This window comes from Agrobacterium sp. MS2, from assembly GCF_003261015.1.
GTDB classification, from domain to species: Bacteria; Pseudomonadota; Alphaproteobacteria; order Rhizobiales; family Rhizobiaceae; genus Agrobacterium; species Agrobacterium pusense.
Genome location: NZ_QLNF01000052.1, coordinates 1 through 8,213, shown reverse-complemented (window position 1 = coordinate 8,213; position 8,213 = coordinate 1). Strand labels below are relative to the sequence as shown.

Genomic DNA, 8,213 nt, shown 5'->3' with positions numbered 1-8,213 from the left:
ATTCCACTTGGATCCGTCCAATTGGCGGGCGAGTTCCAGACATAGCGATAGACGTTAAGGTCACCGGCTTCGAACCAGATCGGATCTTCCTGAAGGAAGCGGCCGGTCGAGGGATCGTAGGCGCGTGAACGATAGTGGGATAGGCCCGTCTCCTGATCATACTCCCGACCGGTGAAGCGGAACGGCTGCGGCACCGTTTCGACTGCCCTCTCCGGCTGACCATAGCTGTCGTAGCTATATTCGTTCACAACTGATCCGGCATCGTCCGTCACAGCCCGAACCGAGCCGAGGTGGTCGGTATGGACGTAATAAGAAGATGCCGACGGAGCATTCGCGCCGGTCGCGGTTGCCGTGGATGACGGAACCCCACCCGCTCCGGCAGCAAGGGTGATGCCGGCAAGATCGTCTACGCCATCGGTATGGCTGTATCGGCGCGGTTCGCTTGCAACACCTGCGCCATCAACGGCTGCTTCGGCCGCAACATGTTCGCCGTCATACAGGAAGCTCCTGAACGATGTTTCCGTTCCGCTCGCATCCTGTCGTCGCTCCGACAGCCGACGACCCAGCGCATCGTAACGATAGCTCACCGTCAACTCAGCTGTCGCCCCGGTTGAGGCCGAGGCATGACGGCTTACCAGAACAAGCTCGTCGTAAGCGGAATAGCCATAACGCCAGGTCAATCCGCTCGCCTTGACGGTTTTGCGGATCAGGTTGCCGTTGACGTCATATTCGAACTGATGCCGGTCGTCATCGACAAGCCGGTTGGCCGGATCCGTCAGGTGCAGCTTCGACATATGCGAGGTCAGGCGATTGCCTTCTGCGTCAAGCGTGTAGCTTTCCACCAACTCGCCGTCGCCATTGGTAACCGATACGAGGCGGCTGATCGCGTCGTAGCTGCTGTTACGAATGCGCGGTGGTGTGGCGGTTTCGGCAATACCGGTAATGTCACCTTTCACATTATAGGTGTAGCTGACCGTTCCGAGTTTTTGATTGAGGGAAGACCCACCCGCGCCAGCGGCTTCAAGACCATGTGCGACAGAGGACAGGCGACCCGTCATTCCGCCAGATCCGCCAGATCCGCCAGCAGACGGCGTCTCATAACGAGCCGAGAGCGACAACCCGTTCGGGAAGCGCATATCCGTCCGCCGGCCCGCCGCGTCAGACGAAAAACCGAGCGCCTTGCCCGAAGGCAGCGTCATACCGGAAAGCCGATCGGCCTTGTCATAGAGGTACCGTGTGACAGACCCCGCAGCGTCGCGCAGGACGACCCGACGACCGAGAGCGTCATATTCGTAAGTGAAGCTCCAGGAGGGGAACCGCACCCCGCTGGCCTGTTCGGAAATGATCCGGTCCAGTTGATCGTATCCGAATACCGACGAGAGCTGTTCGGCGGCCTCATCGCCAACACTAGCGGAAATGAGATTTCCCGCACCGTCATAGGCAAAGCGGCGCTTGGATAAAGCTTCATCGGTGGCACTGGCAGCGATCAACCGCCCGAGAGCGTCATATTCAAAGGCGACACGTGTTCCATCCGGCTTGACGACCGTCTTCCGGTAGTCCCGCAGGTCATATTCGAAGGTCCAGACATTGCCCGCGGAATTCGTTCGGGAAACAAGCCTGTCCAACACATCGTAGGCGAAGGTTGTGGTGTTGCCTCGACCATCAGTGACCGCAATGACGTTGTCACGTACGTCATAAGCCATACGGCTGACATTACCGAGCGCATCGGTCATCTCGCTGACACGGTTTGCCGCATCGTAGACGAGCGTCTTTCTCTCGCCGTCGGCAGCCGTTATCGCCGCGATATTGTCGTTCGCGTCATAAATGACGGATGTCGTGCCGGCCGCCGGGTCCGCGATACTCGAGAGGCGGCTCCGGTCGTCATAGATATTCAAAACGGAGATCTTCGTTGCATCAACAGTTTTGGCAACGTTGCCAGCAGCGTCGTAGACAATCTCGTTTTGGCCTCCCTCCCCGTCGATGGAGAAAATCCGTCGGTTTTTGCTGTCGAAGAAAGCAAGCTCAATCTGCTGCTCGGGCGTTCCATTGCCCCGAACCGTAACGGACGGATTGCCGGCAGCATCCCGGGTATAGCTGGTCATAGCTCCCTTCGGATCAGTGACAGAGATCAACCGTCCATAGTCATCATAAGCGTTGGTCGTAACATTCGCTCTTTCGTCCCGCATGGTCAGACGCAGACCACGGGCGTCATAGGTGAATGCCTGGGACGTACCATCGGGATTGGTCTGAAGTGTCAGATTTCCTTTGGCATCATATTGATATTGCGTAGCTTTACCCGCAGCATCGACCATGCGGACGACGCGGTTGAACTTTGGTTCATATTCGTAGGACAGCGTCCGCTCCAGCGGTGTACCGACTGCCTCCCGCTTCGAAGTGACGTTGCCGCGGTTGTCATAAACAAGTTCGGTAACAAGCCTGTTGCCAGTGGAAGCGTCGCTTGGTGCCTCGATTCTCGTTACGAGATTGTTGGCGTTACGCGTGAAAATGGTCTCGCGGCCCAGCGGATCCTTGGTCCGAACCACGGCGCCCCATTCATTCACCTCCTGCTCGGCCTTATTTCCCTTCGCGTCAGTGAGTTTAACAGTGCGCTCCTCCGGCGAAATATGTTTCGTTGCGGAGGGAGCACCAAGATCGACGCCGAAAGTGGCGAGACCGAGAGTCTTGGCAATATCGACCGAAACACTTGAAGCATCAGGCAAGGTACTGGATTGCAGCCGCCCGGCCGCGGTGTAGTTGTAGGTGACTGCCTTGCCCCGTTCATCGATGGAGGCAATCATTTTGCCATTGGCATCATAGCTATAGCTGATCTTCGTATTGCCGACTGTGACGCTAGCCCCCTGATAGGCATAGGTCGACCCACTTCCGCCGCTCGAGCTTTCGGCTACAAGATGAACCTGTTCACCGTTCGGCAGGGAAACAGTCTGTGGCAAGGCAAGATTGGGCTGGGTCACGCCGAGAAGATTTCCGGTCTGGTCATACTCGAAAGTCGAGACGCGGCCGTCCGAATAGACGGCCCGCGCCAACCGCTCGTTGGCATAGCTCATCTCCACCTTCAGACCGGCAGGATCGGTAATCGTGACGAGGCGGCCCTCGGCATAGTCATAAGCGGTGGTATTGCCGTTACTGTCTATAACCGCTGTCTGGAAGCCCTCGGGGTTGAAGATGGCAACGGTACCGTCCTTATAAGTACGGCGGTAGGTTCCGTCGTTGCCTCGGACGATGCCTGAAAACTCCGTCGGCGGGGTTATGAAATTGCCCGAATGCTCACCCGTTCCGAAGTGAACGGCAAGATTGTCCGGAATTCCCTTTTTGGGGCTCGCGTAAAAGAGGACAAAATCCTGGATTCCATCGCGGTCGAAATCGGCCACCGTTAATGTGTCGTCGCCGGAACCGCCTATTTCAAGCTGACGCGGCGCGTCGCTGCCATAAAGCGAGTTCGTATCGTAGACGAACAGGCGTGATGTCTTGTTGACAACCATGACCTCCGCCTTGCCGTCGTTGAAGACGTCTTTGATCGAGACGGATTCCGGACTTCCTGAGTTTGGCAGGGGAAGAGACCTGAGGAGACGGTAGTTGCCTGTTCCATCTTTCACGGGCTCGAGCACGGCTAATCGTGTCGGTCCCGCGACGGCCAACTCCATCTGCCCGTCACCATCCACGTCACCGGCGGAAATGATTTGTTGAAGCCCGGAGGTGGACAATGAAAGCGCCATGTTTCTGACGACGCGCGTCGTCTGGAAGCTGCTGGAGCCGTAGACGAAATAAACGTGGTTGAAACCGACGGCTGCGACGACGATGTCGTCGAAACCGTCTCCGTTCAAATCGGCCACATCCATGTCCCAATGGTCGTAGCCCGCGGAAATGTCGATCGACTTGGAGGTAGATGTCACCGGACCAAGATAGACCCGAAGATTTCCGTAGCTAAGGCCAAAAGCGACATCGGGAATTCCATCGCCATTAAAATCGCCGGAACCAACGGACGTCGACTGTCCGGTCGAGAAATCGAGACGCTTGTAGGTGCCGTCGGTCTGCTGGAAATGGATTCTGCCAACATTGCTATATTGGTGCGATGTCGCGTAATCGGTAAGGCCATCCTGATTGAAATCGGCGACCGCGACATCGTTTGTGTCAGGATAATGCTCGTTACCCGGGCTGCTGGCGCGACCGGCCTCGCCCGCATCGATCCGTTCTGGACCGGTGAAGGTGCGCATGCCTGGACCATCATTTCGATAGATTAGCAGATTGCCAGTCTGACCTTCCGCTACGACAATATCGAGATCACCGTCCTTGTCCAAATCCGCAACTTCGGCACGCTCCGGATCGAACAGCTCGAACAGCTCGGGAGAACTGAGAGAAACCAGTTTTTCCTCTTCAAATCGCGTCAGGCCGCCATTGGGTTCTTCAATCGCAACCGACCCGTCCGGCTGTTTGTGCAATTGCTGCAACTCGGAGGGTTTCCATCCTGCGCCATAGGGACTATCGGAACGATTGTTCACAAAGACCGCCCCAGAGACGACCGACGCCGCCGCCGAGCATTGATGCCCAGCAAACACATAGAGCTGATAATCGTGCAGTCCGGTTGGCAGGGCGCGCGCGTCGAAGGATATGGAAAGGGAAACCTTGGAGGACGTCCCCTGAACAGGGATCGACCCATTACCCGTCTGGCTTGCAGTCAAATCGACGACCACGACGCCTGGCGCCTTCTGCCCGCCAATATAAAGTTCAGCTTCCAGCTTACTGCTCAGCGTGGTCTCCGCTGGGATCACGACGTCGGCCAAAATGATCGGGCGGGGATCGGCTGTCACGGAGTTATAGACGAAGCCCAGCGATCGATCTTGTCCGAGAGAAGTATATGCCGGCAGGGAATAGCTGTTCTGAAGATTGCCTTCGCCAAGCAGCGAAGGGGTATATTTGGCCTTTGGCTGCTGCGAGGAGACGTTGCCCTCAACCGGAAGCGGTGTCACGAAAAGGTTAGTGCCGGCCGAAACCGAGCCGGTAAGGCCGGTGATCGTATAACCATCAGGTCCTACGGTTCCGGTCGCCACGCGGCTATATTGCGCCGTCTGGGTGTTGGCGGCCCAAACAACCGCCTGCGTTCCCGCGACAAGCTGATCATTACTCCTCAACCCGAGGGCGGACAGGGCGATGCTGGCACCGTTACCAATATCGGCCCGGAAAACCCGGCACGACCGCAGGTTCGGCGGCAGGTTGTCGTCAACCTCCGTCAACTGCGTCTCGCCATCGCCGAGCCGGTTGAGCAGGATGGGTGCTGTAAGCGCGTTTGAGCTGTTCCTGTAAACGGTCACCGCGCTACGGAATGAACCATATTTTTTGCCATCGACGGCAGGCGTCGCGTTTCTGCCATCGGCCGCCAGCGTGAAATCGCCGTGACGTGTGAGTGACGTGAAAGAGAAACGACCATTTGCTCCCGTTGTCGCATTCACCCCTTGCAGGCTCACTCTGGCCCCAACGACCGGTGTCGTGACACCGGCGGCATAATCCTGCGCGTCGAGCACGATACCCGACAGAACCGTCGGATCGCTTTCAGGCCACGGCTCGACCGTAATCGTCATGCCGGTCGAAGCCGTATGGAGACCGTCCGTTACAGCGAATGTCACGGCCTGGACGCCGATATCGGCTTCGCGGGCGATATAATGGAACGCGCCGCTTGCCGCATCGAAGCGGGCTGTGGGCGGCTGACCCGCCGACCAGTAAGTCAACGAAGCGTTTTCGGGATCAGAGCCGCTGACAGTGATGGAAACCATCTCACCCGGACGAACCTTTACATTCTCCACTGGCCGGATCGTCGGCGGCAGCACGTTGCCGCCCCGCTCGACATCGATAACGAATGCTTGCCGGCTTGAGCCGCCAAAACCGTCGGAGACTGAAATAGAAACATTAACGGTACCAACCTCTTTCGGGGTCCATGCGAGCGCACCGTTGGAGGGATCGATTGTCATGCCAGCAGGCCCGGAGACAAGCGTCCAGGTGAGAGTGTCGCCGTCCACATCCATCGCGGCCGGAAGATAAGCATAGGCCTTTTGTGTTTTGGCCTGCGTCACCGCGTCGCTGGCAATGACAGGCGCACCATTGGGGACCTCGATGGCGGTCACCGCCGGCCAGCTTTCCAGCACGCCATCCGACGCGATCACTTGCGAGACGTAGATGCCACGCTTGTCGCCCGTGAACTTCGTTGTAAGTCCCTTGGTATTGTCGTAGGTCGCGGCGCTGCCTTCAGGCCGGGAGAGAAGCGACCAACGGTAGGAGAGAGCATCTCCGTTCGCATCCGAGGATGTCGCCGCACTCAAGATTACTGGCGTACCGGCAGTGACGGAGCCGGAAGTGACCGAGATTTCCGCGCGGGGTGCGATGTTGCCAGTCGTAACGAGAAGCGTATCCAACGACTGGAACCCACCCTCACCCGCGACGCCGATCTGAACGACGGCCGTATCAACTTGCTTGACCGGAGAGGCAAAGACAGCATGCGCGGTAAACCCGGGTGTTATGACCGCGCCGCGATGAGAGATGCTCTTGACTGCAACCGCACCGTTCAACTGACTGCGATTTTCCAGATGGGCATAAGGCGCGAGGATGGAACCGGAAAAACCGCGATCGAGGAGGATGTTGGTCGCCTCATGGAAATTCCAAAGCACCTTGCCCCGCGTCGTCGCGTTGTTGAAACTGCCGACAAAGTTGCCGCCGTCAAAATTAATGGCTGATCCGCCGACGTTGATCACCACGGCATCGGCACCATTGAGGTTGATGTTGATGCTCTGGACCTTCGAATTGCCAAACAGGCTGTTGCCGTCAGCGATCGTGAACACGGCGACCCCGTCATCGCCAGCGACGGCGTTGAGGGTGACGCCCTGCGGTTGAAACCCCGGAAGAGAGATCGGCGCGGTTGCCTGCATGGCGGCGAGATTACGCGAAAAAGCGCTGAGATCGGCGCGCGCGCGCGCTGCGGAGACCGTCGGATCGTTGACGATTGTGCCGCCCCCGTTCCGGTTGATGTTAGTGAAAACCGCTCCACCTACGCGGACATTTCCGCCATTGTTGATATTCTTCGGGCCGCCGGCGACGTTACCTGCGACAACCAGAACATCCGTGCCGCTTGCCGTACCGCCAAGGCCATTGGCATAGTCAGACGATTGCCCCGTCAGGTCGCCGCCAATAAGCGCGCGTCCGTAAACCTGGGACTGCGAGTCCGAGTTCTCGAAAATAATGAAGTCATATTTGCCAAAGGCTGAGGCAGGCCCCTCGGTCGCGGTTCCGGTAGCGGCATTGAAATTGACAGCGGTTGTCTGTTCGTCCGGCGTCGAAATGGTCACCGCCGGGACAGCACTGTCATCGCCGAGCCCAAGCATCGACCATCGCCACGACGCAACGGCCGGACTTGAGGAACGGCCGGCATCCAGCGAAACAACCCGATCGGTGGGCATGACCAGATCGATACCCGCAATTGCCGTTGGCGGATTTTGTTCGGTTGAGATCACAATCGTGTCGAAAGACGTGTCGATACCGTCTGTCGTAGCCAGCTGAACAAGATATTCGCCAGCCAGATCGGGCGTAAAGTCGGCCAATACCGTATTAGCATCAATGATCCGTGCTGCACTGCCAGCGGGAGCGCTTAATATCGACCACCGATAGGACAGCCTATCGCCGTCCCGATCGGAACTGGCGACACCATTGAGCACGAGGGAATGCCCGGGAACGACAAGGCCGTCCGCACGCGCCTCGGCGACCGGCGCAACATTCTGCGATCCGTGCGCGCCGGCGGATATGATTACAATATCCTTGCCTGTCGTCGTGCCGTTGGTTACCGCGAGTTCAACAATGTAGAGCCCTTCGACGTCGGCCACGAGAGATTTCCGGCCGATCGGTGTCGAACTGACGAGTTCGCTGACGCTTCCCGCCGGGCGAGAGACGAGGCGCCAATTCGCGGTGAGTTCAAGGCCGGCGGGATCTTGGGAACGGTAGCCGTCAAGCTGAATAGTCTCGCCAACGTCGACGCTTCTATCAAAGCCCGCATTTGCAACCGGCGGCGCAATACCGGTGTCGAAATCCAGGCGCGTCAGATCACTGTTTCCGTCGCTGTCCGTAACGACCAACTGAATGGCATGTCCGTCGTCGAATGATTTGAGACTTTTTGGGCTCTGGAAGAATGGAGTTTCCGGCTCGGGTAGCTGGTTAAT

The 8,213-nt window shown here is 58.0% G+C and carries 2 protein-coding genes; one reads left to right on the top strand and one right to left on the bottom strand.

Translation table 11 applies throughout. The features are described 5' to 3' along the window. Positions 1–7,880 (bottom strand): choice-of-anchor A family protein (locus DOU54_RS15360; RefSeq protein WP_146617377.1); only part of this gene is annotated, 7,880 nt, incomplete at its 3' end. 105 nt (positions 7,881–7,985) lie between these two features. On the opposite strand from DOU54_RS15360, the gene DOU54_RS27475 reads away from it, so the two are divergent. Continuing rightward, positions 7,986–8,156: a hypothetical protein gene (locus DOU54_RS27475; RefSeq protein ID WP_193603365.1), complete on the top strand. Its 171-nt coding sequence runs from the start codon at positions 7,986–7,988 to the stop codon at positions 8,154–8,156. The last annotated feature ends 57 nt before the right edge of the window (positions 8,157–8,213 follow it).